Origin of the sequence: Paenibacillus sp. p3-SID1389, assembly GCF_025151705.1 — a bacterium.
In the GTDB taxonomy this organism is placed as follows: domain Bacteria; phylum Bacillota; class Bacilli; order Paenibacillales; family Paenibacillaceae; genus Fontibacillus; species Fontibacillus phoenicis.
Genome location: NZ_JALXVO010000010.1, coordinates 63,726 through 87,971, shown reverse-complemented (window position 1 = coordinate 87,971; position 24,246 = coordinate 63,726). Strand labels below are relative to the sequence as shown.

The 24,246-nt window shown below is 50.3% G+C and carries 22 protein-coding genes and 4 pseudogenes; 17 read left to right on the top strand and 9 right to left on the bottom strand.

Annotated features, from left to right (window positions below):
• The first annotated feature begins 71 nt into the window (after positions 1 to 71).
• From M3G15_RS06630 to M3G15_RS06600, 7 genes are all read left to right on the top strand, one after another.
• Entirely contained in the window at positions 72 to 1,250 is a 1,179-nt protein-coding gene (locus tag M3G15_RS06630) for a GntR family transcriptional regulator (protein WP_260070435.1), read from the top strand.
• Position 1,251: 1 nt separating this feature from the next.
• Positions 1,252 to 2,343: an extracellular solute-binding protein gene (locus tag M3G15_RS06625; protein WP_085278915.1), complete on the top strand. Its 1,092-nt coding sequence runs from the start codon at positions 1,252 to 1,254 to the stop codon at positions 2,341 to 2,343.
• 84 nt (positions 2,344 to 2,427) lie between these two features.
• Positions 2,428 to 3,456: an ABC transporter ATP-binding protein gene (locus tag M3G15_RS06620; RefSeq protein ID WP_260070434.1), complete on the top strand. Its 1,029-nt coding sequence runs from the start codon at positions 2,428 to 2,430 to the stop codon at positions 3,454 to 3,456.
• On the top strand, positions 3,453 to 5,168 hold the full coding sequence (locus M3G15_RS06615) for an ABC transporter permease (RefSeq protein WP_260070433.1): 1,716 nt from the start codon (positions 3,453 to 3,455) through the stop codon (positions 5,166 to 5,168). Before M3G15_RS06620 ends, M3G15_RS06615 begins: the two co-directional genes overlap by 4 nt.
• Positions 5,169 to 5,215: 47 nt before the next feature.
• Positions 5,216 to 5,992, top strand: a complete 777-nt coding sequence (locus M3G15_RS06610; RefSeq protein WP_009223407.1) for an endonuclease/exonuclease/phosphatase family protein — start codon at positions 5,216 to 5,218, stop codon at positions 5,990 to 5,992.
• A 35-nt stretch (positions 5,993 to 6,027) separates the two neighbouring features.
• Complete coding sequence (locus M3G15_RS06605) at positions 6,028 to 6,792, top strand: MgtC/SapB family protein (protein ID WP_009223408.1); 765 nt, start codon at positions 6,028 to 6,030, stop codon at positions 6,790 to 6,792.
• A 163-nt stretch (positions 6,793 to 6,955) separates the two neighbouring features.
• A complete protein-coding gene (locus M3G15_RS06600; RefSeq protein ID WP_260070432.1) occupies positions 6,956 to 7,102 on the top strand; it encodes a hypothetical protein in 147 nt (48 codons plus the stop codon).
• 198 nt (positions 7,103 to 7,300) lie between these two features.
• On the opposite strand, the gene M3G15_RS06595 is transcribed toward M3G15_RS06600, so the two are convergent.
• Positions 7,301 to 8,794 carry a peptide MFS transporter gene (locus tag M3G15_RS06595; RefSeq protein WP_260070431.1) on the bottom strand — a complete coding sequence of 498 codons (1,494 nt, stop codon included), beginning with the start codon at positions 8,792 to 8,794 and terminating at the stop codon, positions 7,301 to 7,303.
• 374 nt (positions 8,795 to 9,168) lie between these two features.
• Here M3G15_RS06595 and M3G15_RS06590 point away from each other — a divergent pair, with 374 nt between their 5' ends.
• Complete coding sequence (locus tag M3G15_RS06590) at positions 9,169 to 9,654, top strand: GyrI-like domain-containing protein (RefSeq protein WP_260070430.1); 486 nt, start codon at positions 9,169 to 9,171, stop codon at positions 9,652 to 9,654.
• A 21-nt stretch (positions 9,655 to 9,675) separates the two neighbouring features.
• Positions 9,676 to 10,143: a phage tail protein gene (locus M3G15_RS06585; protein ID WP_260070429.1), complete on the top strand. Its 468-nt coding sequence runs from the start codon at positions 9,676 to 9,678 to the stop codon at positions 10,141 to 10,143.
• 84 nt (positions 10,144 to 10,227) lie between these two features.
• On the opposite strand, the pseudogene M3G15_RS21635 reads toward M3G15_RS06585, so the two are convergent.
• Positions 10,228 to 10,452 (bottom strand): annotated as a pseudogene (locus M3G15_RS21635) (ester cyclase); the annotation flags it as partial.
• Positions 10,453 to 10,524: 72 nt separating this feature from the next.
• Entirely contained in the window at positions 10,525 to 12,837 is a 2,313-nt protein-coding gene (locus tag M3G15_RS06580; protein WP_260070428.1) for a glycoside hydrolase family 16 protein, read from the bottom strand.
• Positions 12,838 to 13,085: 248 nt separating this feature from the next.
• Here M3G15_RS06580 and M3G15_RS06575 point away from each other — a divergent pair.
• The 3 genes and pseudogenes from M3G15_RS06575 to M3G15_RS06565 form a co-directional block, all read left to right on the top strand.
• A pseudogene (locus tag M3G15_RS06575) lies at positions 13,086 to 13,247 on the top strand (sigma factor); the annotation flags it as partial.
• Between the two features lie 12 nt (positions 13,248 to 13,259).
• Complete coding sequence (locus M3G15_RS06570; RefSeq protein ID WP_232282230.1) at positions 13,260 to 13,538, top strand: sigma factor-like helix-turn-helix DNA-binding protein; 279 nt, start codon at positions 13,260 to 13,262, stop codon at positions 13,536 to 13,538.
• A gap of 102 nt (positions 13,539 to 13,640) precedes the next feature.
• The gene (locus M3G15_RS06565; RefSeq protein ID WP_260070427.1) at positions 13,641 to 15,032 is read left to right on the top strand and encodes an MATE family efflux transporter; all 1,392 of its coding nucleotides are present in this window, start codon (positions 13,641 to 13,643) and stop codon (positions 15,030 to 15,032) included.
• A 73-nt stretch (positions 15,033 to 15,105) separates the two neighbouring features.
• Here the strand turns inward: M3G15_RS06565 and M3G15_RS06560 are convergent, their stop codons facing one another.
• The 3 genes from M3G15_RS06560 to M3G15_RS06550 are packed head-to-tail and all read right to left on the bottom strand — an operon-like array spanning position 15,106 to position 16,630.
• Positions 15,106 to 15,888 carry a DUF817 domain-containing protein gene (locus M3G15_RS06560; RefSeq protein WP_036644092.1) on the bottom strand — a complete coding sequence of 261 codons (783 nt, stop codon included), beginning with the start codon at positions 15,886 to 15,888 and terminating at the stop codon, positions 15,106 to 15,108.
• 34 nt (positions 15,889 to 15,922) lie between these two features.
• A complete protein-coding gene (locus tag M3G15_RS06555) occupies positions 15,923 to 16,135 on the bottom strand; it encodes a helix-turn-helix domain-containing protein (protein ID WP_009223422.1) in 213 nt (70 codons plus the stop codon).
• A 12-nt stretch (positions 16,136 to 16,147) separates the two neighbouring features.
• Positions 16,148 to 16,630 carry a DUF2975 domain-containing protein gene (locus tag M3G15_RS06550; RefSeq protein WP_260070426.1) on the bottom strand — a complete coding sequence of 161 codons (483 nt, stop codon included), beginning with the start codon at positions 16,628 to 16,630 and terminating at the stop codon, positions 16,148 to 16,150.
• Positions 16,631 to 16,964: 334 nt separating this feature from the next.
• Between M3G15_RS06550 and M3G15_RS06545 the strand changes: the two genes are divergently transcribed.
• Positions 16,965 to 18,473 carry a malate:quinone oxidoreductase gene (locus M3G15_RS06545; protein WP_260070425.1) on the top strand — a complete coding sequence of 503 codons (1,509 nt, stop codon included), beginning with the start codon at positions 16,965 to 16,967 and terminating at the stop codon, positions 18,471 to 18,473.
• A gap of 205 nt (positions 18,474 to 18,678) precedes the next feature.
• On the opposite strand, the pseudogene M3G15_RS06540 reads toward M3G15_RS06545, so the two are convergent.
• Positions 18,679 to 19,107, bottom strand: a pseudogene (locus M3G15_RS06540) (alpha/beta hydrolase); the annotation flags it as partial.
• 151 nt (positions 19,108 to 19,258) lie between these two features.
• Here M3G15_RS06540 and M3G15_RS06535 point away from each other — a divergent pair.
• Complete coding sequence (locus M3G15_RS06535) at positions 19,259 to 19,966, top strand: MerR family DNA-binding transcriptional regulator (RefSeq protein ID WP_260070424.1); 708 nt, start codon at positions 19,259 to 19,261, stop codon at positions 19,964 to 19,966.
• 4 nt (positions 19,967 to 19,970) lie between these two features.
• Here M3G15_RS06535 and M3G15_RS06530 read toward each other — a convergent pair whose 3' ends face one another.
• Entirely contained in the window at positions 19,971 to 20,420 is a 450-nt protein-coding gene (locus M3G15_RS06530) for a MarR family winged helix-turn-helix transcriptional regulator (protein WP_009223426.1), read from the bottom strand.
• 105 nt (positions 20,421 to 20,525) lie between these two features.
• On the opposite strand from M3G15_RS06530, the pseudogene M3G15_RS06525 reads away from it, so the two are divergent.
• Positions 20,526 to 20,636 (top strand): annotated as a pseudogene (locus M3G15_RS06525) (alpha/beta hydrolase); the annotation flags it as partial.
• Between the two features lie 100 nt (positions 20,637 to 20,736).
• On the opposite strand, the gene M3G15_RS06520 reads toward M3G15_RS06525, so the two are convergent.
• Positions 20,737 to 22,026, bottom strand: coding sequence for an NCS2 family permease (locus tag M3G15_RS06520; RefSeq protein ID WP_009223428.1), 1,290 nt, complete (start codon positions 22,024 to 22,026; stop codon positions 20,737 to 20,739).
• Between the two features lie 195 nt (positions 22,027 to 22,221).
• On the opposite strand from M3G15_RS06520, the gene M3G15_RS06515 reads away from it, so the two are divergent.
• Both M3G15_RS06515 and M3G15_RS06510 read left to right on the top strand, forming a co-directional pair.
• Positions 22,222 to 22,359 (top strand): hypothetical protein, encoded by a 138-nt coding sequence (locus tag M3G15_RS06515; protein ID WP_260070423.1) that lies wholly within the window; start codon positions 22,222 to 22,224, stop codon positions 22,357 to 22,359.
• 278 nt (positions 22,360 to 22,637) lie between these two features.
• Entirely contained in the window at positions 22,638 to 24,239 is a 1,602-nt protein-coding gene (locus M3G15_RS06510) for a gamma-glutamyltransferase family protein (RefSeq protein WP_260070422.1), read from the top strand.
• The last annotated feature ends 7 nt before the right edge of the window (positions 24,240 to 24,246 follow it).

The following is a 24,246-nucleotide window of genomic DNA, read 5'->3' as shown; positions in this document are numbered from 1 at the left end:
CAGCTTAAGCTAATGGCTTGGTAGATCACGCGCGGTTTACCAACTAAAAAATAATAAAGGAATGTCCGGACATGAGTTCTGAAAGCACTTCCAAGAAGGAGAAACAACAGCTGTATTTGCAGGTCGCGGAGAAAGTACTGGAGATCATCGAGACCCGGGGACTTCAAGCGCATGATCCTGTACCCTCAGAGGGTGAACTGGCCAAGTTGTTTGGCGTCAGCCGAATGACGAGTAAATTGGCCTTGGAACAACTGGTGGAGCAGGGGGTAGTTTATCGTCTGCCGAGACGAGGCACGTTCCTCTCAGGCAATCGGTATGAAGGGAGCAGTGAAAGACTGCAGGAACCGGTACAACCTGCGGTTGAGAAGAAAGTCAATCAACAAGTTGCGCTCATCATTCCCCACATGTCCGATTATACGTCAAGAATCATTTCGGCAGTCGAGCATGAGTTACGTAAACATCAATTTGAGCTCATTTTAAAAATTAGCAGCGACCAAGACGACCAAGACCGATGCTTACGGGAGCTTGTGGCTGCAGGGATCAGCGGAATCATCTTATTTCCTTGGGGAAGTCGAACCTGCAGTGATCAAGTGCTTCGATTAAAAACGGAACAAATTCCAAGTGTGATCATCGACCGGATTTTTCGTGAGATTCCGTTTGATTGCGTCTATCACGACCATTTTCAAGGCTCCTATGAAATGGCACAGTATTTGATTGCGAAGGGTCATCGGGACATTGGGTATTCGTCTAACATTTTTGAGAACATCACAAGTCGAGAGGAAAGATATCAGGGGTACATTCAAGCTTTGCTTGATCATGGGATTCCGGTGAAGAGCGAATATATTCATTTTAGAACGGAACGCTGTGAACCGGGCCGCTTTCATGAGTATGATGCCGAACAAGGGGAATTTATTAGAAGCAATCCGCAAATGACGGCGATCATGTGTGCGGACGACCAAGTCGCCATTTCTACTTTGTTTTCTGCACTTCATATGAACATATCCGTCCCGGAGAAGCTGTCTATCGTTGGATTTTCGAATACTTATCTTTCAGCATTAACACCCATCCCATTAACTACAGTTCGTCAAGATACAGATCGGCTTGCCGCAGCAGCCGTAGATCTGCTCATGAAGCGTATCAATCATTCGAAGGAACAACATCTCACGATCAAAATACAAACGAACATTGTTGAAAGGAAATCGGTCTTCGATCGAAGCCACTTATTATCACTTGATAAGGAGAGAGTATGAGATGTCGAAAATGATGAAAGCGTTGGCAATGGTGGTGCTTAGCTGTTTAGTCATCACGGCCTGCGGAAGTAATAATAGTGGAAATGCCGGCGGAAACTCGGCGGAATCCGGCGAAAATTCGGGGAGCCAGGTCAAAAATGAGAAATTGATCGTATATACCAATTCAAATTCGGACGGCCGCGGTGAGTGGTGGACGGAGCAAGCGAAAAAAGCGGGATTTGATATTGAAATCGTGGGTGCAGGCGGTGCGGATTTAACCAATCGCTTGATTGCAGAGAAGAATAACCCGATTGCTGACGTGGTATTCGGCTTAAATAATATTTTCTATGAAAATCTGAAGAAAGAGGAAGTTCTAACGAAATACGTCCCGCAGTGGGCTTCGCAAGTTGACGAGGGCTTAAACGATCTGGAAGGCTACTATCATGGCCTCGTAAAACAAGCGATTCTGATTGGCTATAATGCGGACATGTATACCCCGGAGACGGCTCCGAAAGATTGGACTGACTTATATACCAACGAAGCGTTTAAAGGGAAATATGAAGCGCCTACCCGACTTGATAGAGCTACCATGCGTCTGGTTGTCGCAGGGATTTTGTCGCCCCATCAAGACGCCAATGGAGACCTGGGCATTTCTGATGCAGGTTGGGACGCGTTAAAGCAACTCTACGATAATGGGCTTCCGGTCATTGAAGGCGAGGAGCTGTATGCGAATATGGCCAGCGGAAAAGTTCCCATCGGAACGATCGTATCCGGCGAACGCGCCAAGCGAGAACAAGAATACGGCGTCAAAACAGGTTATGTCATTCCTGAAATTGGTGTCCCTATGGTTGTCGAACATATCGCCATTGTTAATGGCACGAAGAAGCAGGATACGGCAGAACGGTTTGTGGAGTGGTTTGGCAGCGCTGAAATGCAAGGAGCCTTTGCGAAGGAATTTAATGCAATGCCCGTTATCGCAGAAGCAGCCGAACAAGCTCCGGATTCAGCTAAAGCTATGTTTGCCGAGTTGAAGGCGCAGCCGTTGGATTGGGGCTTCATTGCAGAACATCTGGATGCCTGGGCAGAGAAAATTGAATTGCAAATCATGAACTAAACAGCATGGATGGGGAACTGCATAGCGCTAGTTCAGGCTATGCAGTTCTTTCTTACAACAACCTAAATAGAAAAGGTGAACGTGATGATCACATTTCAGGATATACAAATTCATTTTGGAGATTTCCATGCCATTAAGAACTTTAATCTGAAAATCAACGAGGGGGAATTTTTCACCTTTTTAGGCCCTTCAGGCTGTGGTAAAACTACCATTCTTCGAAGTCTTGCCGGTTTCATCACCCCATCTGGCGGCAGCATTCTATTAAACGACAAAGAGATTACACATGCTCCGATTGAAAAACGCGGAATCGGTATGGTGTTCCAAAGTTATGCGTTATTTCCGACGATGACGGTATACGAAAATATTGCCTTCGGCAAGCGCGTCAAGAAAGCATCAAAGTCCGAGATCGACCAGGAGGTCCGAGACATTGCGCGTAAGGTCGACTTAAAGGAAGAACAATTGCATAAGCGTGTATCGGATTTATCGGGCGGGCAGCAGCAGCGTGTAGCGATTGCCAGAGCACTCGTATTAAAGCCGTCGATTTTGGCCTTGGATGAGCCGTTGTCGAATCTGGATGCGAAGCTGCGCGTCCAGCTCAGAAATGAATTGAAGGAATTGCAAAAGCAGTTTGGCATCACAACCATCTATGTGACCCATGATCAGGAGGAAGCGTTAACGTTATCCGACCGGATCGCCGTTTTCAATAATGGGATTCTGGAACAAGTGGGTACGCCTTATGAGATCTACAATTCATCTAAAACCGAGTTTGTATGTAATTTTATCGGCGACATTAATAAGTTGGATCCGGGATTGATCGCTAACAGCCCCTTAAAGGAGTTCGTTCCACGGAACAAAGTTGCCTATATCCGCAATGAGAAGGTGAATCTATCGCCCGTGTCAGGCAGCGATGTTGTGCGCCTGAAGGCGAAGGTCGTGGATCGGGAATTTTACGGACTCTATAGCAAGTATGTGCTGGAAATGGCGGGCGGCAGTTTGCTAAAGACGATCGAAAAGGAAAGCGGTCATGTGGGGTATGAGGTCGGAACGGAAACCGAAGTGTACATTCGACCTGCGGATATTATGCAATATGATCGGACGGAGGGAGGGAATTGAGCGTACAAACGTTAAAGCACAGATTCCGATCCATTCATTATGGACAGCTTCTATTATATGTCCTGCTGGCCTGGTTCATTATCGCTTTTCTCATTTACCCGAACCTGAACATTTATTATGAGATCTTCTTCAAAAATGGAAGCTTCTCGCTGGATGCCGTTCACAAGCTCTTGTCATCGAAACGTGCGATGTCCAGCTTATCCAACAGTTTTATATTAGCGATCTCCCTAGTGATTACGGTGAATGTTGTTGGGATTACGTTAGTCCTGCTAACGGAGTATTTTCAGATTAAGGGAGCGAAAATTTTAAAGCTAGGTTTCTTTACCACCTTGTTGTACCACGGGGTTGTTGTAGCATCGAGTTACAAGTTTGCTTATGGCGAAAATGGATTTATCACGAAAGTGTTATCCGCTCTCTTTCCGGCTTTTAACACAGGCTGGTTTCATGGGTACTGGGCTGTTCTCTTTGTAATGACGTTCGCCTGTACCTCGAATCACATCTTGTTTTTGGGGAACGCCATCCGCAAGGTGGATTTTCAAACCATTGAAGCCGCTAGAGGCATGGGGGCGTCTACCTTTTATATTTTGCGGCGGGTTGTGCTGCCCGTATTAAAGCCAACGATCTTTGCTCTGACGATCCTCACCTTCCTTACAGGACTTGGGGCGATGTCGGCTCCGCTTATTCTCGGCGGTACGGAATTCCAGACGATTACGCCTATGATCTTGACGTTCTCGAAGAGTTCAACGTCTAAGGATCTGGCCGCATTACTGGCCCTTGTTCTAGGCCTAGCAACGATTATCTTGCTATCGATCATGATCCGGTTTGAGAAACAAGGCAATTATATGTCCGTGTCTAAAGTCAAATCCGTATTGGTCAAACAAAAGATTAATCATAAGTTCGGTAACTTCATCACTCACTTGATCGGGTATGTGTTATTTGTGATTTACTTAATTCCGGTAACCTTAATTGTCATCTTCTCATTTACCGATTCCCAAAGCATTGCTACATCGACGATTCATTTCGATAGCTTTACGCTGGAGAATTACGGCAGATTGTTTACCACGATGAGCGCGTTTAAGCCTTACTTGGTAAGTATTTTGTATGCTGCGGCAGCGTCAGTAGTAGTGGTGGCCCTTGCATTATTTGCATCCAGAATCCTGCACAAACACAAGAATAGCAAGCTGGCAGCAGCGCTGGAATACTCCTTGCTGATTCCATGGGTTCTGCCGTCCACGCTGATTGCCATTGGCTTGGTGGTCACTTATAATGTGCCGCGCTTAGTGACGGGGAACACGGTACTTACCGGTACGCTTTGGATGCTATTGATTGGTTATGTCATCATCCACATCCCGTTTACGATGCGAATGGTCAAAGCCTCTTTCTTTAGTTTGGACAGCAACTTAGAGGATGCTTCCAAGAACCTGGGGGCCAAATCGTTTTATACCTTCAGAAAGGTACTGCTGCCGATCATCTTGCCGTCCACCCTCGCTGTCCTTGCGTTAAACTTTATTAAAATATTGGACGACTACGATTTGACCGTTTTCTTATATCACCCCGTGTATCAGACACTGGGAATTGTGATCAAGAGCAGTACGGACGCAGAAGCAGGGGTTGCGGCGCGTGCGATGTCACTGGTTTATTCTGTCGTGTTGATGATCATGTCTGGAATTACGATGTACTTTGTTTACGGTAGAGGTAATAAAGATAAATAAGCATCACTAGAATCTGGCGTGGATGTTCCCAGAAGTGGAGGAAATCAATGTTTGCGAAAATTATGACTTTTAACTTAAGACTGAATGTGGCGTCAGACGGGGAGAATGCATGGCCGTATCGTACGAAGGCGGTGGCTGAAGTGATTAAACGCCATGATGCGGACATCATTGGCATTCAAGAGGGTCTACATGACATGCTTACGGACTTGGAGCCGTTACTTCCGGAATATGCTTGGATTGGAGAAGGCCGGGAAGGCGGGAACAAAGGCGAATATGCTGCCATTCTGTATAAAAAGAAGAATTGGACTGTAGGAAAGGCGGGGCATTTCAGTTTATCGGAAACCCCGGAGGAGTTAGGTGCGAGAAGCTGGAGCACTTCCCACCCGCGCATGTGCACTTGGGTGACGTTTAAGTCGCAGACGGGCGCTGAATTTGCTGCGTTTAATACGCATTTAGACCATATTAGTGAAGAAGCTCAACAGAAAGGTATGGAATTAATTCGAGAGCGAATGAAGGAATTTCGTACGCAGACGGGTCTTCCGGTCGTGTTAACGGGCGATTTTAACGTTGAACCGGCAAACGCTGTCATTACGGGATTGGAGCAGGAGGGATATCGAAATGCTTATTCCGTTCTGCAGCAAGAGAAGAAGGAAGTGGGGGCGACGGTTCATCACTTTTTAGGTGGCGAATCCGGAGAGCCGATTGATTATATCTTCGTATCCCCTGACTTGCAGATCCAGAACGTTAGGGTCGATCGAGAGCTATATGAAGGACGATATCCTTCGGATCATTATCCCGTGATCGCCGAGGTGTCACCGTTGTAGTGACCATCACGAGTAGATAAGGGGATGTCTTTGCGATGAAGCTGATTGACGCGGGTTTGTGGAATATTTCCTATGTGGACTTATCGCTGCGAATCGTGATTTCGCTTCTGTTAGGCGGCTTGATTGGGTTAGAACGGGAATGGCATAACCATGCAGCCGGTTTCCGTACGCATATTCTGGTCTGCGTAGGGTCAACGATGATTATGCTGCTGTCCATTTATGGGTTTGGCGACTTTTCCAACGAATATAACGTTCGGATGGACCCGGCGCGGCTGGCTGCTCAAGTGGTATCCGGCATCGGCTTCCTGGGCGCGGGGGCTATCATTCGCAACGGCTCCAGTATTTCAGGGTTAACGACGGCGGCCTCCATTTGGGTTGTGGCAGCGATTGGCTTATGTGTAGGGGCGGGCTTCTTTTTTGGAGCGGTGCTTGTGACAGTACTGGTCATTATTATTCTGGTGCTGCTCAATAAGTTTGAGAAGAGCTTCCATAACAAACGCAGCCGAAATGAAGTGACCGTTCGGATCCTGAATAAGGAGGGCGGCGTCGCTAAGGTTGCGGAATTGTTCGAGCAGGAGGGACTGCTCATTGTGCATATGTCCTTAGACGCTCCTAACGATGATCAAGAAGATGAAGGCGTACGAACGCTGCGAATCAAGCTGCATAAGCCGCGCTCAAAGGATCTGCTTCGGGTATTCGATAAGCTGCTTGCTCTGGATTGCATCCATTCCTTTGAAACGGCTGAGGCGTTGAAGTCGCATCCGGCGCATTCCAGCGTGTCCGCCTCCAGAATGTTATAATGAAGGTCAAGGGCTATCCCTCTAGGGATAGCTCTATTTGTTGTTACAGATGGTCTGCAGCCGCGGAGGATGAAATTCAAACGATGTTTAATCGCCAAAGGTTTCAAAGGATAAAGTATGATAGATAAATACATCTTAGGAACTCTAGAGGAGTGAACCCACTTTGCTGACGGACCCCGCTCTCCTGGAAGGGGTATGGGACTTGCTGTGCCGTTACGATCATGAATTTATCCCGCCCTTATCCGCTCGTGAGCATACCTACCAGTCCGATCTGACCGCTGGCGCAGCGGCAACCACTTTACTGAAGTGATACTTTGAAAGGTTAAAGGAACAAGCGTTTTTGCTGGTACTGGATCGAGAGCAAGTGATCGGATTTATGTCTTTTCGCCCTCATTATGTTTTTGAACATACGGACGAGCGTGAAGGGATTGGGGTAGGTCAATGCACGCAAACGGCGATCCTCCGTTCTTGGAGAATCGCCGTTTTTGTAATTTTGCGTGGTTTATTTTTAATGGATTCCCTTCATAAACCCCTGAATTTTCGAGGAGAAAGCGAAGAGCAGGATGCCGAGGACAATGGCCGCTCCTCCAATGACCCCAAAGTACGCCATTTCTGTGGCAGGCGAATAGAATTTAACCACTTGCGCATTGATTGATTGGGCTGCCGCACTGGACAAGAACCATAAGCTCATGGTCTGGGCGGAGAAGGCGGAAGGCGCCAATTTGGTCGTCGCCGACAGCCCTACCGGAGACAAGCACAACTCTCCCAGCACAACGATGAAATAACTCAGCACGAGCCATAGCGGATTCACCAAGGAATTCTCGCCGCCAAAGTAAGCCGGCAAAAGGATCACCAGGAATGATAAGCCGGCGAACAACAAGCCCAAAGCGAATTTCTTTGGAATCGAAGGCTGCCGCTTGCCCAGCTTGAGCCAGAACCAGGCAAAGACAGGGGCCAGGGTAATAATAAATAAAGGGTTTAACGATTGGAACCAAGCCGGCGAAATATGAAATCCGGCATAATCCAATTGCGTCCGCTTATCTGCATAGTTCGCCAGGATGGTAGACCCTTGTTCTTGAATCGCCCAGAACATGATTGCCGCAATAAACAGCGGAATATACGCGATCAGTCTGGAGCGCTCCACCTTGCTCGTTCGTGGACTGCGGTACATGGCCACAAAATAGGCAGTGGGGACCAAGAGCCCCAGGATGCCGATGATCACGATAAACGAATCGAAGGTTAACCAACCGGGCGGGATGGTAATGGCGACGATCACCGCAAGAAGCAATACGCCGAGGCCGATTTGCAGGAACACTTTCCTGCGTTCCGCCGGTGAAAGCGGGCTAGGAACGATCGTGCCGGCGAGGCCGAGATTTCTTTTTCGAGTTAAGACAAAAATAGCAAGTCCAAGGAACATCCCCACGGCGGCAATGCCGAAGCCCAGGTGGAAATTGTAATCCAGGCCGACGGTACCTACGATCAGCGGAGCGATAAACGCCCCCAGGTTGATCCCCATATAGAAGATGCTAAAGCCTGCATCCCGGCGCTGGTCATGCTCGCTGTAAAGCTCGCCGACCACACTCGATACGTTGGGCTTCAGCAAGCCTGTCCCCAAGACGATGAGCACCATGGACACAAAAAATAAGGGGACGCTTTCCGGGATCGCCAAGGCGATGTGCCCCAACATAATGAGGATGCCGCCGTAAAATACCGCTTTCGACTCACCGAAGATCCGATCCGCGAACCAACCGCCAATAATGCCGGACATGTACACCAGGGAGCCGTAAATGGACATAATGGCGAGAGCCACGCTCTCCTCCATGCCAAGTCCGCCTCGACTCAATTCGTAATACATGTAGTAGGTCAGAATGGCTTTCATTCCATAATAGGAGAACCGCTCCCAAAACTCCGTGAAGAACAGAGTGAACAATCCCTTGGGATGTCCAAAAAATCCTCGTTGCGGAACGCTCTCCACCACTTGTTGTTTGGTTAAATCCGTCATGCTGTCATATCCTCCCTAAGCGGCAATCACTATAAGAATACCCCGTATCACCCATTTTCAACTGGATACGGAAAATATAGTATAGCATAAGGAAGCTGGGCTTAACTATACAATGGGTTTCTCACAGCCACCTAAAAAATATCGCCGTCCCCAATCCCTACTCGGATTTGGACGGCGACTCGTTTTCGAGCTGCCCTCGGGACAGCGTGTTCTATCTGTTGGGACCGGTTGTTGATATAGCGCATGATGGTGTTAATCCGTTCAACTTTTTTCATCGGGACTCCTAAACAGGTTCATTTTTTGACATGATTTAAAGTTATGATAAACCCATCAAGAACAGAAAACAAATTTTAAATGAGAGTAGGTTTTGAAACATGGCAAATTATGTTTTGGAAGAGAAGGATAGCTTTACGGTATTTGGGCTGGGTACGGAATTAAAAAGTCATTACACGGATTTCGCCGGCATCAACAAGGAAAAGTCGAGCTTCTGGCAAGCCGTCACCGAGGACGGCCGACTCGATCAGCTTAAAGCGATCGCGGAGAACGACTACGTCTTTGCCGTAAATGAAGCGGTCAATAACAAAATGATGTATTACGTCGGCGTATTGAGCCGCGAAACGCTGCCGGACTCGGAAGACTCTCGGGTCATTCAATTCCCGAAGGGGGAGTACCTGATTGTCAAAGGGGAAGGCACAACGGCGGATGAATTCAGTAATCAGCTGGCGGGGATCGCTTTTGGCCAAGTCCTGCCGGAATTGAATCATGTCGCTTATGTTGGTGGGCCAAACGCCTCGGTATTGATGGAGCAAGAGAATGGTCGCGTCGTGAGAGAAATGTGGATCCCCGTCGTAAGGAAATAGAGAAGAAGAGGAGGGTTAAGCATGTCCTATGTCGTTGATTTCAAAAATGTATCCACCATCGGTTTAGAATCCTCTCCTGCAGCAGAGGCGTTAGCCGGGCTGCGAGCCAATGAGGCGCGTTATTTTATGAACAAATATAAGCATGTGTTTACGGTTGAACCGGCCAGCGAAAGCCAGGAAACCCTGGATTATGTGAACCGGATATTAAAAGAAGAACGGGGGATCGAGTTCTCGGCGAAGCCGTTAGAAACGTCGTTTTTTCAAGTGGAAAACATCCGGTGGGCGTTCGTCTTCTATGAGGATGGCTTAGGGGTTAACGTCATGTACACCTTGGACGATCCGAAGAAGCGGGCCGTGGGATTTAAGCTGTCTGAAGGGATGGAGGTCCCTAAGGAACTGGAGGAGAAGAAGTTTAAGTTTGCCCGACAGAAGTCGAAATTGGCTGGTACGATCCGGGGCTCGTTCTTCGTGATTAAGGGCGAGTATTAAAAAAAGCTGAAAGGAAGGCCGTTCAACGTGAGCGGCCTTTTTCATCTTCCGCGACAAGGGAGCGGGATCAAAAATTTGAGCTTCAATCGCCGCTTTGTCGATGACGGACCACACCTGCTTGATTTTCCCGTCTTCGTACTTGTAAATGACATTTTCATAGAGCAACACACTTCTGCCATTGACAGGTAGACCCAGAAATTGCCCCTTGGGCGTGACATCAAAGCGTAAGCGGCTCGAAATATAAGGCGGCTCACTGTTTAGATAATCCCCCAAATCCCATTTATTGTATTCGACGAACTTCGTACGCATGCAAAAAGAGAACCAGGGCCCCGGATAGGGAGCCCTAGTATTGATGATTGGCTATTGAGCAGTCTCACCGGTTTATTCCGGCGTTCCTTGTGTAACCCCATGAATGTAGGTTTGCCATGGAGTATCCAGCGCCCCTTGCCCAGGGTTATAGGTGAAGAAATACTCCACCACATCCCCTTGGCTCAGGTTGTTTACCGCATAGGTATAGTTGCCATTCCCCGCCGGGGTCATGGCGACATTGAGTTGCACACCGTCATTGATCTTATAGTGCAGATCCGCAAAAGTAGCTCCGTTGACATAGAACAGCAGGTTATCGCCGGTTTTCTTCAGCCCCTTCACCTGATCGCCGATCACAATCGTGGAGGGTGTGCCCGGATCTCCCGGGTTTCCGGGATTCTGACCGCCGCCGCCATTGCCATAGACACGCACATAATCGACTTGCATCGTGGCCGGGATATCGCCGGGGCCTGGAGCGATGCCGCCGTCGAAGTTTCCGCCGATCGCCAGGTTCATGATGAGATAGAACGACTGATCGAAAGGCGCGTTCGGGTTGTTTGGCGCGGCCGTGGAATACCATTGATCCCGGGTTGTTTTGAAGAAGAACTTGCCGTCCACGTACCATTTGATGTTGTCCTCTTCCCAAACGACGGAGTAGACATGGAAGTCATTGGCGATGGTTTGCCCGGACGGGAAGTTGTATTCGCCCGAGAGATGTGTATTGGCCGGCCATTGTCCGCCGAAATGAATCGCGCCGGAAGTCTTGCCGGGCAGACGCCCTCTGGCTTCCATCACGTCGATTTCGCCGGAAGCGGCCCAGGTTCCGTAAGCTTGATCCTGCGGCAGCATCCACAGCGCCGGCCAAATGCCGTTCCCCGTAGGCAGCTTCGCACGGAAATCCACACGGCCGTATTTGAACGAGAAGTGATCCTTGGTGTTTACTTTACCGGAAGAGTATTGCGCATAGCGGTTCGGATCCTGCGGGAACGATTTCGGATCGTTTAAGGCCCGGATGTTGAGTTTCCCGTCTTGAACGAAGACATTTTGCGGGCTGTTCGTGTAATGCTGCAGCTCCGCATTGCCCCAACCCCAAGTGCCGGGATCGTCATTCAGGTAGTAGCCCAATTCATAATTCCATTTGCTCGTATCCAGCTGAGAGCCGTCAAATTCGTCTTGCCAGATGAGCGTCAGACCATCAATGTTCGGGTTGCTTGGCGTGCTGAGCGGAATATCCGCTTGGTCGGAATCATCCGGCCGCGGGGCGTTCGGATTGCCGATGAAGGTATAAGTGACGTAGTTGTTGCCAACGTTACCGCCCTTTTCCCCGTTTAGAGGATATCCGATACGGATTTGCATATCCTGCTGGATCGGCTGGAACCACAGGCCATAAATATAGTCGGCCCAATAGCCCCATTGATTGGCGCTGGACAGGTTATTGTAACCATTCGCGGAATAGACGAATCCGCTTTGGCTGGAATCCGCGAGGTCCGCCCACTGGCCGTTGACATTGATTTGATAAACGAAGTTCTCCAACTCCGAAGCGATTGGGGCACCTCCGTCAATTTTCGGCAGCGGCAGCCCAATAGCGCCGCTTTCATTCGCGGTGAATGTGGTTCCCTCATAAGGCGTCAGGGTGTACGAATTTCTTACCGGTTCATTAAAAATAATCGTATACACGAGGTTCGCTGACGAAGTTTTCGATTCCAATTTCACGTTGATGGATTCCGTGACGTTAAACCAGTAACCGCCGCCGCCCTCGGTAAATTGGCCGAAGTTCTGGTCATAGATCCAGCCGCTGGCCGGATTGTTGTCGATGTCGATCCAGGTGCTGCTGTTCACCGGCTTCACATACACCTTCAAATCGTCGGCAACCGCGGCATAAGGAATGGCCGGATCGTTATTGAATACGGGATAGGTGAAGCCAGCCCCGCCCGTAAATCCTGCGGTAATAACCGGACCTTGCGTTGGTGTCATCGCCGTGATCGTGGTTTTGTTGATATTTTGAAAGACGAGAGTGTAATTAAGCGTAACCCCGTTTGCTCTGGAGTACAGTTGAATCTCTGTGGTTGCGGAAAGGACGAACCAATAACCGTTAAAGCCGCTGTCACTCCAGTGCCCCCAGTTCTGGTTGTAGACAAAGCTGCTGACACTGTCGATGTCGACCCAGTTGCCATTAACTTTCACTTTGACGCCTAAATCCTGCACCACATCGCTCCAGGTAGCCGAACCGCCATTAAAAATAGGCATAACAAAGCCGTAGCTCGCTTGTCCGACCCCCGACTTGGTGATGACCGGCCCGTCTGCCGGTGAGAAGTAGCTCATCGAAGTAATCGTTGTCCCTGCTGCCTGAGCCTTCGGCGTCGGCACGAAACTGACGCCAACTGCCATGATGACCGCCAGGAGAAGCTGAATACGTTTCGAGCGAGCCGCCTTTCTGCAAAGTGAGTCCGTTTCATAAATACCCTCCCTTTATTATTCTCATCCTCCCAACCTATGCACACCAAGGAAAATACTTACTTACATGAGAGAACGCTTTCATTCTAACAATCCGGTCATCTGATGAGTAGGCACCAGATTTCGGGTGAGGTGCTCTTTTTTTGGGAGAGCAACCAAGTAACGAAAATTTTAAATAATTTGTGGAAGGGGACCTTCCTCTGAAAGGGATTCGGGAGGGGGAAAAGAATATAATTAAAGGTTCCTCACTTTTTTCCAGCTGGAGCTCGTTCCGGCAGGAATCCTCGCCGAAGACATGGATCTATCGGATCGCCTCCAACCTCTGTCTGGATAAACTGAGGCAAGCGAAACGTCGGGTGCTTCCCGTCGATCTGTCCGATCCGGCGAGCTCCATCGTGGAACCTCGGGAGACGTTGCCCGATTCCACTTGGATTTGGCTGGCCCCTGATTTTGGTGAGAATCCCGAGGAGGCGCTCATCCGCAAGGATACCCTGCAACTCTGCTTCATCGCGCTTCTGCAGACTTTGCCTCCTCGTCAACGGGCCGTATTGATTTTGAAGGATGTCTTTGACTGGTCGTCCAAGCAAATCCTAAGAAACGAAACTGGCACCCGACGGGGTACCTTTTTTCTTTAGGGCAACTTGTCTAAACATAATTTTTCCCATAGACGGATGAGTTGATGAGAGCTACACTAGGGAAGGCGACAAAGAATTCACCTAGTAGGAGCTTGTAAAAACGTGACTTTAACTGAACGTATACCATCATGGAAGAAACTTAGCCTATTTGCCGTGACCTGGCCGATCTTTATCGATTCGGTGTTACGGATGATGCTTGGCACCGTCGACGTGTTTATGCTCAGCCGAATTTCCGATACAGCTACCGGGGCGGTGGGCTTAGCGAATGAGATTATCTATTTCTGCATTCTGATGTTTGGATTTGTTGGCATCGGGACGAGTGTGGCCGTCTCCCAGTATATCGGTGCTGGGCGAGAGAAAGAAGCGAGCCGCGTCTCGGCGCTTGCGATTTCGATGAACCTGATCTTCGGGATCTTCGTCAGCCTGGTCCTCGTTGGCTTTGGAGAGCCGCTCCTGCGGTTGCTCAACCTGAATGAGGAACAGATTGGCATCGCCAGCCATTATCTGAAGATCATCGGCGGCTTTATGTGGATCGAGGCGCTGTCTTACGCAGTATCGTCGGTCATCCGTTCGAGCGGCAATACCAAAAGCGTCATGTATGTAACGCTGGGCGTGAATCTTCTCCACGTCACCGGCAACTATCTGCTGATCTTCGGGAACCTCGGCTTTCCGGAAATGGGCGTGACCGGTGCGGCGATCTCGACCGTCGTCAGCCGTTTTGTCGGCATCATTGTTCTGTTCTTCATTTTGTATCGCCGGGTTCCTGCTCCGATTCACGGGAAGGACTATGTGACTTGGAACGGGACTTATGCGAAGCAGATTCTAAGCGTTGGGCTGCCGGCGGCGGGAGAGCATCTGGCTTGGCAATCGCAGTACCTGATGATCATGGGTTTCGTGAACATGATTAGCATTACCGCCCTAAATACGCATGTTTACGTGATGAACATTTCCAACTATTTTATGGCACTGGCCGCGTCGATTGGGGCAGGGACAGAGATTATCGTCGGTCAAATGGTTGGAGCAGGGGAGATGAAGGCCGCCTATAAGCGACTGATGAAAAGCGTACGAATCAGCTTCCTGCTCACCTTGGCCATTGTTGGTGCGGCTTCGATCTTCCGCCATGACCTCATCGGTTTGTTCACCGAAGATCCTGCGATTATCGCAACCGGAGCTAGCATCTTCCTGCTGTCGATCGTGCTTGAACCTGGCCGGACCTTCAATATGGTCATCATCAATTCGCTGCGCGCCGCCGGGGATGCGCGGTTCCCCGTCCTGATGGGCGTATGCTCGATGTGGGGCGTCTCGGTTCCGCTGGCCTACCTGCTGGGCATTCACCTGGAGATTGGACTCCTTGGGATATGGATTGCATTTGCCGTGGATGAATGGCTGCGCGGACTGATCATGCTGCTTCGCTGGAGAAGCCGGGCTTGGGAGAAGAAAGCGCTCGTCAAGCCGGTTTCCGCAACGGAGGAGGCGCTCGGGGCCTCCGCTTAAACCTTATATAAGCAAGAGAAACAAGAAAGGGGACGTCCCTCCGTCATCTACGATGACTTTTGGGACATCCCCTTCATTGTGTCTTCCGCCCCTTCACCCGCTTTAATGCCGCCACAATCAGGAAACTGATAATGACCAGCAGCAGCCAAGAGCTGATCTTGCCAAGATGGACGAGATGCCAGCCGTCGGATTGGTTTGGATACCTCCAGGCGCTAAAGAAGGTGGCGACATTCTCCGCGATCCAAATGAAGAACCCGATCAGTACAAACGAAAGGGTTAACGGCATCCGGTAAGGCTTGCCGCCGACCTCATAGGTGACCCAAGTCCGCCAGAAGACGATCAGCACCAGCGCCGACAGCCACCACCGAACATCGATCCAATAATGATGAGTGAAGAAATTCAGGTAAATGGAGGCAGCAAGCGGGACGACCAGCCAGAGCGGGGGAAAGCGAACGAGATCCACCTTCAGGCGCCGCCAGGCCTGGCACAGATAACTGGCCACACTCGCATACATAAACCCGCTGTAGAGGGGAACGCCGTTCACCTTCGTCCAACCCTCCTCGGGATACGACCAAGACCCCATATGCACCTTAAACAACTCCAGCGCCAAGCCGATCAAGTGGAATACGGTAATAACCTTCAATTCGTCGCGGGTTTCCAGTCCAGAACGAACCATCCATACCTGCATGGCGAGGCAGATGATCAGCAGCCAGTCATAGCGGGGCAGCCAGGGGAGAGGAAACCACTGCGTGAAAGCCAGCGAAGCGAAGATGACGACGGGAAAAACGCAGGACAACGCTTGTTGCCAACCAAAGCGAACCAACTGTTGCAGAGCATATCCCAATTGTACGCCCATAGAGGACACCCTTTTATTTTGTATCGAATTTGAGCTACTCTTCATCATCTCGATACTCCAAAATATCTCCGGGCTGGCAATCCAGCGCCTTGCATATCGCCTCCAGCGTGGAGAAACGAATGGCCTTGGCCTTCCCGTTTTTCAGAATCGACAGATTCGCCATCGTAATGCCCACTTTCTCCGAAAGCTCCGTGACGCTCATTTTCCGTTTTGCCAGCATGACATCAAGATTGATAATTACGGCCATGGATTCCTCACCTCAGATCGTTAAATCGTTTTCCGATTTGATGTCGATGGCATTTCTTAAGAGCCTTTGAAGCACGGCGGCAAAGACGGCGATGACGAGCGAAGCGAAACAGATGACCAGTCCGATCGCGGCGAGTCCCGGTGCGTCATCCTTCTCCGCAATAATCAACAGAATCGGCAAAATGACCGCATACAAGATACAGATGGCGATCGCGCAGTTTCGAATGCTCTTTAAAGCCTTCACCGAGGCTTCGGAGAAAGCCGTATTTTTATCGATATAGCTTAGCAGCTTCAGCGTCTGGTAAAGCGCAAAGAAGAACGGAATGGCCGAAGCATACATCGGAATAAGCAGGGTCAGATAGATGTATGGCGGATAATATTCCACCATTTCTTTGGCAACCTCAGGGACCCCGAAGACGTAGACGGCAAGGATCGCGATGCCCATCAGGAATACGACGCCCCTTAAGAACAGGGTAGAGCCTTGTTCACGTTTCATATCACAACAGCACCTCGCGTAGGATTAGTGTGAGGTTAATTTAGCATGTTTTTTATTGATAATCAATAAATATTTATTAATAAATGAGGTGTATATATCGAAAAAGAATAAAATTGGAGGATTTAACCGATAAGTTCTTTTTGGATGGCTTAAAAAAATCAATTATTAATATCTAAGAAATAAATATTTCAATCCCTCACTATTGTTGTTACACTTGAATTAGATCAATAATTACGGAAAAGGTGTGGGCCAGCTCGTCTCGAAGTTTGAAGCGAGGACAAATCGAGAGCGCTTACATCCTTTCAGCAAAATAAGGTCATAAGGGACGGTAAACATGAATCACGGACAAACAAGTACAGATGTTATTTTGATTGGTGCCGGAATTATGAGTGCGACGTTGGGGACCCTGCTGAAGGAATTGGCGCCGGACTGGAACATCACGGTGTTTGAACAACTTGCGCGGGCAGGGGAGGAAAGCTCAAACGAGTGGAATAATGCGGGAACCGGTCATGCGGCTCTGTGCGAATTGAATTATACCACCGAGCGGTCGGACGGAACCGTTGATATTAGCAAAGCAATTAAGGTGAATGAACAGTTCCAGGTATCCAGACAGTTCTGGGCTTATCTGGTTCAGCGCCAACTGATCCGAAATCCGCAGGATTTCATTATGCCGCTGCCTCATATGAGCTATGTGCGCGGGGAGCAGAACGTCAAATTTCTGAGAAGACGTTATGAAGCGATGTCTGCCCATCCGCTGTTCCAAGGGATGGAGTTCACCCAGGACCCGGGGAAACTCAGAGAATGGGTTCCTCTGATGATGAAGGATCGGAAGACTGACGAGCCGATTGCGGCGACGAAGATCGATTCGGGTACGGACGTCAACTTCGGCGCCTTGACGCGGATGTTGCTGAATCATTTGAAGGATAAAGGCGTGGACATCCGCTACAAGCACAGCGTGAAGAAGCTGAAACGGACGCCGGACGGGTTGTGGGAATTGAAGGTAAAAGACTTGAACAGCGGGGCCACCAAGCGCCATACCGCCAAATTCGTCTTCATCGGTGCCGGCGGCGGGAGCTTGCATTTGCTGCAAAAATCCGGCATCCCGGAAGGCAAGCGGATTGGAGGCTTCCCGGTCAGCGGATTGTTTATGGTGTGCAACAATCCGGAAGTGGTGGAACAGCATCATGCCAAAGTTTACGGCAAAGCTTCGGTGGGAGCACCGCCGATGTCCGTTCCCCATCTGGACACCCGGTTCATCGACAACAAGAAATCGCTGTTGTTCGGACCGTTTGCCGGTTTTTCGCCGAAGTTCCTCAAGACTGGATCCATGTTTGATCTGATCACCTCTGTTAAGCCGCATAACCTTCTGACGATGCTGGCGGCGGGGGTCAAAGAGATCGCGTTAACCAAATACCTGATTGGGCAGCTTATGTTGTCGAAGGAACAACGGATGGAGGAACTGCGGGATTTTGTCCCAGGGGCCAAGAGCGAGGATTGGGATCTGATCGTCGCCGGTCAGCGGGTGCAGGTCATCAAGGATACGGTGGAAGGCGGAAAAGGCACGTTGCAATTCGGCACCGAGGTTGTCAGCGCTGCGGATGGCTCGATTGCCGCCTTGCTTGGCGCTTCCCCGGGAGCTTCGACTGCGGTGCACGTCATGCTGGAGGTTATTGAGAAATGCTTCCCGCAGCACCTCGAAGCTTGGAAGCCGAAGATCAAAGAGATGATTCCTTCGTACGGCTTGTCGCTGTCGGAGAACCCGGAACTCTTCCGTACTCTACAACAATCAACTGCGCTGGCCCTTGGATTATCGGGAACCAAGCAAGAAGCTTCAGTATCATAATTTTATCTAGGTGATTAGAAAAGAGCTAAGCCGTGGTCAATCTGCGGTTAGCTCTTTATTTTTTGCGCCCTCCCTTGAGGATTATCCCGTTGCATCAGGTCATGCAAGCAAGCACTGAACGAAAGGGATAATGGTGGGAAAGAGGCGTGAGAAGGGGCATTGAGGGCGGCGACCTTTGTTTATTTCAACAAGTTAGTAGCCAGCCAGGGCCTTCATAAGGCGGGAATCCTCCCATGATTAAGCTCTCCAGTCGATTTGTCCGGAGCGCCAGCTGCAGGCCGGCTAAGGCTAACCAGGAATAGCCGTAGTAGCTGAACGTATCGACTCCCATTTGATCAGCGATATGCAAGAAATCAAGTACGATATACTCCGCTGTCAACCGATCGGGCTGGTAATGCTGAAACCTATGGCCTTCATAATCAAAATGCAGCACCTGGAACAAATCAGACAAGCCCTCCACGAAATGTTTTCCTAGCTCGGGGTCGACGCCCCACATTTTAAGACTTTCCGCTTCTTGGCCGGTGACGGATTTTTTGGCGATGGGCAACATGAGGATAGGGCCACTGGGTTTCCCGGTCAGGCCGACCTCTAACGTTGAACCGTCGGATAGAGTGACAAGCTTGATTTGACTCATTCAGATCGCTCCCTTACATGTGATACCTACAGGATATAACATTCATGCAATCTTTCGGTTTTGTCGCATGGAATCCCCGATGTTATAGTGATTTTAGACCAACAAATTAACGTAGCACTTGAAGGTTTTACTTAAAGTAAGGGGTGAGGTTATGGAAGAGACTTATACGCCTGGACAAATCGCTGAGCGGTTGAATATTAGCACAACAACGTTGAGAAGATATGAGAAACAAGGGTTGATTCCGGAGGTCTTGAGAACGGCAGGCCACCATAGAATCTATACGAAGGTGCATTACCAAGCCTTTGTCGCCATCCGGTCCTTGTTAGCGGGTTATGAAATTCCCGTCGTCTATGAAGTGATGCGGAAAATCAAGGCCGGCCGCGTCATGGAAGCTCTGTGGCTGATTAATCATCAACTGTCCCAGGTTGAAGATGAGAAGCAGCGGGTGGAGGAGTTGTTAACGATGGTTCGCCATGCGGACTTCAGGATGTATAAGAACCGGAAGCTGACAAATGCGATGACGATCGGGAAGGTGGCGGAGCTGGCGGGAGTAAATCCTTCCGCTATTCGGCACTGGGAGAAGGAGGGGCTGATTACCTCGACCCGGCATCCGGTCAGCGGGTATCGGATCTATTCGGTGACTGAATTGCGGAAGATTCTGGTGATCAGCAGTTTGCGCAGAACGGTATATTATATCGAGAATCTGCGGGAGCTATTGCAGGACCTGGACATGTTCCGGTTGTCCAAAATCGATCGTTCCTTCCAGGTTGCGCTTGAGAAGCTCAATGAAAAGCTCAGGATCCAATATCAAGGAATCGCTGAGCTGATGGCTTATATCCATATTCAATCTCTAGTTTGACCTTTTATTTTCTAGCGGCGGCATTCACTTGCTGCAGCAGCAGATTGATGCTGTCATTGAGCTGGTTGATCTCCTCGAGATTCATATCCGTGGCGTCAATCAGTGACTGCGGAACGCAGGCCGCTTTCGCTTGCAGCGCCTTCCCCTTCGGCGTGATCAGCACATTTACCACGCGCTCGTCTATGGAATCGCGTTGTCGTTCAATGAGTCCGGCAGCTTCCATCCGCTTGAGCAAAGGCGTTAAGGTGCCGGTGTCTAGATCCAAAGCTTCTCCGAGCTCTTTAATAGTGCTCTTCTCCTTCTCCCATAAGGTGACCAAGACCAGATACTGCGGATAGGTCAGTTCCAGCTCATCTAAATAAGGGCGGTACATCCGAAGGATGGCCCGGGAGCAAGCGTATAGCGAAAAACAAAGATGTTCCCCCAATTTCAAGTTTTGCTCATTCGTTTCCAAGACGATGCACCTCGATTGGCTTTATTTATAGGGTTTGCCTTCATCATAGCAGATGATTCAAAAAGAATATATATTTTTTACAATTTAATTGTTGACAATATAACAGCTGGAGGCCGAACCGATCTGGTCAGCGAACCGTTCCGCTTGTATAACCGCGATTTTGCAGCTTTTGCCTCCCCGAAAGGTACGCTGGATTGTATCGCGGCGTTCGCCCGTTTTGCGGGAACATGATTAATGAGCCGATGAGGCCATAACATAAATAGAAAAAGTCGGTCAGGAGTATATCCTGATCGACTTTTTTTCATGAATGATTATTTTATAAAACCGACTGCAGCAGGAAGTTAGCCAGGAACAGGAACGAGATGACGAACATGGAGATCGACAGCTGTTCCCGCTTCTTCGAAAACATCTTGAGCAGCGGATAAGCGATAAAGCCAAAAGCAATGCCGTCAACAATGCTATACGTTAAAGGGATCATCAGAATCACAAGAAACGCAGGGAACGCCTCGGAAAAATCGCTGAAATCGATCTTCGTAATATTCGTCAGCATCAGTCCGCCGATGATGATCAAGATCGGGGCGATTGCGGCGTCCGGGATCATTTTGATCAAGGGCATAAAGAACAGTGCGCCCAGGAACAACAGCCCGGTCGTCACCGAAGTTAACCCGGTTCTTCCGCCTGCGGTAATGCCGGCAGCTGTCTCGACCGTCGAAACCGTTGGGCTAGTGCCCAAGAGGCCGCAAGCCATTGCGGAAATCGATACGGCTTTCATCGATTTCCCGTTCTTCTCCGGAGCATTCAGCATGCCATCCACTTGCGAGTGGACAAGCCCGATATTTTCGAAGACCAGCACCAGCACCAGTGAGAAACAAGCCGTCAAGAACGGTACGCTGGCGATATGGCGGAGGTCTGCGCTCATCCAGACGTCACTGTAGCTTTGAAACGACAGCGATGCGGATGCGAACGATCCCAAGTCAACGATTCCGAACAACCAAGCCACCAGTGTCCCTAAAATAATGCTGATCAGAAAATTCCCCGGAACCTTCTTCAAGAACAGGAACAGCGTAACGATCAGGTTGATGATCGAAGCTAGAACCAGCGGCGCCGATAAGTCGCCGAGCGCCACAAAGTGACTGGTGTTGCCGGTGACAATGCCGCTCTTCTGCAAGCCGATGAAGGCAATGAACAGTCCGATTCCCACGGAAATCGATTCCTTCAGGGAAGCCGGAATGGCCCTGGAGATCAGGGAAGACAAGCCCGTAAAGGCAACCACGACGAACAGGATGCCCGCAAGCACCGTTGCGCCCAAGGCTTCTTGGTAGCTGAGTCCCATCGAACCTACAATCGTATAAGTAAACAAGGCGTTGATCCCCATGCCGGGGACGAGAATTAACGGTGCGTTCGCAACGAACGCGACCAGCAAACAGCCGACAAGCGAAGACAGCACGGTGGCCATAATCCCGGCCTCCAGCGGAATTCCTGCATCCTTCAGGATGTTGGCGTTGACGGCGATAATGTACACGATAGAGAAGAACGAGGTCAATCCAGCGACAAGCTCTCTTCTCACGTTCGTTTGGTGTTGCTTAAGCTTAAAAACTCCTTTCATGATGAAATCACACTTTCAAAATATCCCTCTCCCACCCGCATCAAACGAGGAACTTTCATTCCTATCGTTTATGCCAGAGGCTATTATACCACGGTTTGTGGTGGAATGCCCTTTACAAGTTGTTCCTTGATGCGGATCGATGGCCAACGATAACAAAGCTGGCGGCGATTAGGTCTGATTTCGGGGCTGATGGACTTGCTTGCCGCAAACAACCTGAAACCCGAGGATATCAGCTTCAAGATCACCTTGACCGGCAAATCCGACGACAAGGACATCCTGGCGGCGTTTGCAAGCCGTATGCCCGAAGGCAAAGTCCTAGGCGCGATACGGTAAGCTTTACCGATGTGAAGAATCATTGGGGTAAGCCGTATATCCAAATTTCCCTTGAACAGCTGCCGATAACTAAGGAAAATGTGACTCTGAACGGATACAAGGATATGGTGAGTGTGGACGCGGCCTACCTGGAGGACGTTCGTCTGATGGTGCTATGGGGGTCTTTTTTGTACCGTTCTATTCCTGCGAAATGTTCTATGTTATTATACCAGCATGAGATAAGACTACATTGCACCTAGACACTTCTGCATGAACCCTAAGCCAAAGGAGTGAGGTCAATGGATTACTTGCATCACCCGTTTGCGTCCAAGCGTTATACCGTATTCGCGAAAAAAGGAATGGTAGCTACGTCCCAGCCATTGGCGGCACAGGCCGGGCTTGAGATCCTGCAGCAAGGGGGGAACGCCATTGATGCCGCGATTGCGGCTGCGGCGGCGCTGACGGTCGTCGAACCGACCTCCAACGGGATTGGCGGGGATGCGTTTGCCCTCGTCTGGACGAAGGGGAAGCTCCACGGCTTGAACGCCTCCGGGCCGGCGCCGGCCCTGCTGACGGCCGAGGCCGTGAAGCGGCGGGGACATGAGCAAATGCCCAAGCTGGGGCTGGTGCCGATCACGGTCCCCGGAGTCCCCGCGGCTTGGGCGGAGCTGGCCGAGAAGTTCGGCAGACGTCCTTTGACGGAGAGCTTGAAGCCGGCGATCCGGTATGCCGAGGAAGGGTACCCCCTGACGCCGATCTTGGGCAAATATTGGGCGCGGGCTTACCAGGCGTACCGCAAACAGGAGGGACCGGAGTTTGAAGCCTGGTTCCACACCTTCGCTCCGCAAGGCCGCGCCCCTGAGATTGGGGAAGTGTGGAGTTCGAAAGGTCATGCGGAGAGTTTGCGCCGGATTGCTGTCAGTGAGGCGCGGGATTTTTACGAAGGGGAGCTGGCCCAGCGGATCGACGACTTTATGGTAGAGCATGGCGGTTTTTTAAGAAAATCCGATTTGTCTGCCTACCGGCCGGAGTGGGTTGAACCGATTTCGGCGAATTACCGGGGCTATGAGGTTTGGGAGATTCCGCCGAACGGGCAGGGGATGGTCGCGTTGATGGCCTTAAATATCTATGAGCAGCTGGGGCAGCCCGAGTGGCTCTCCGCGGAGACAGTGCATCGTCAGATCGAGGCGCTCAAGCTCGCGTTTACGGATGGCCAGGCCTGGATCACGGAGCCGGCGGATATGCCGGTCTCGACCGAATATCTGTTGTCCCGGGAATACGCCTCGTTACGGACCCAAGAGATCTGCGACACGGCGCTTGACCCGAAACCCATGGATCTGCCGAAGGGCGGGACCGTCTATTTGGCTGCGGCTGATGAGGAAGGCAATATGGTGTCCTATATTCAAAGCAACTATATGGGTTTTGGCTCGGGTATCGTGATCCCCGGGACGGGAATTAGTCTGCAAAATCGCGGGGCCGACTTCTCGTTGGATGAACGGCATCCAAACTTCGTGAAGCCGGGGAAACGGACGTATCACACGATCATCCCCGGGTTTCTGACCAAGGATGGAGAAGCGGTCGGACCGTTTGGGGTGATGGGCGGCTACATGCAGCCACAAGGCCATATGCAGGTTATCATGAATACGGTGGATTACCGGCTGAATCCTCAAGCGGCACTGGATGTCCCGCGTTGGCAATGGGTTGGCGGCAAGAAGGTGCAGGTAGAGCCGGAGTTTCCGGGCGAGCTCATCGAGGCGCTCCGGCAAAAGGGGCATGCCATCGAAGTGATGCTGGACGGAGGAGGCTTCGGACGCGGCCAAATCATTTGGCGGGATCCGCAAACCGGCGTGCTGGCCGGCGGGACGGAATCCCGGACGGACGGCATGATCGCGGCTTGGTAATCCCTAA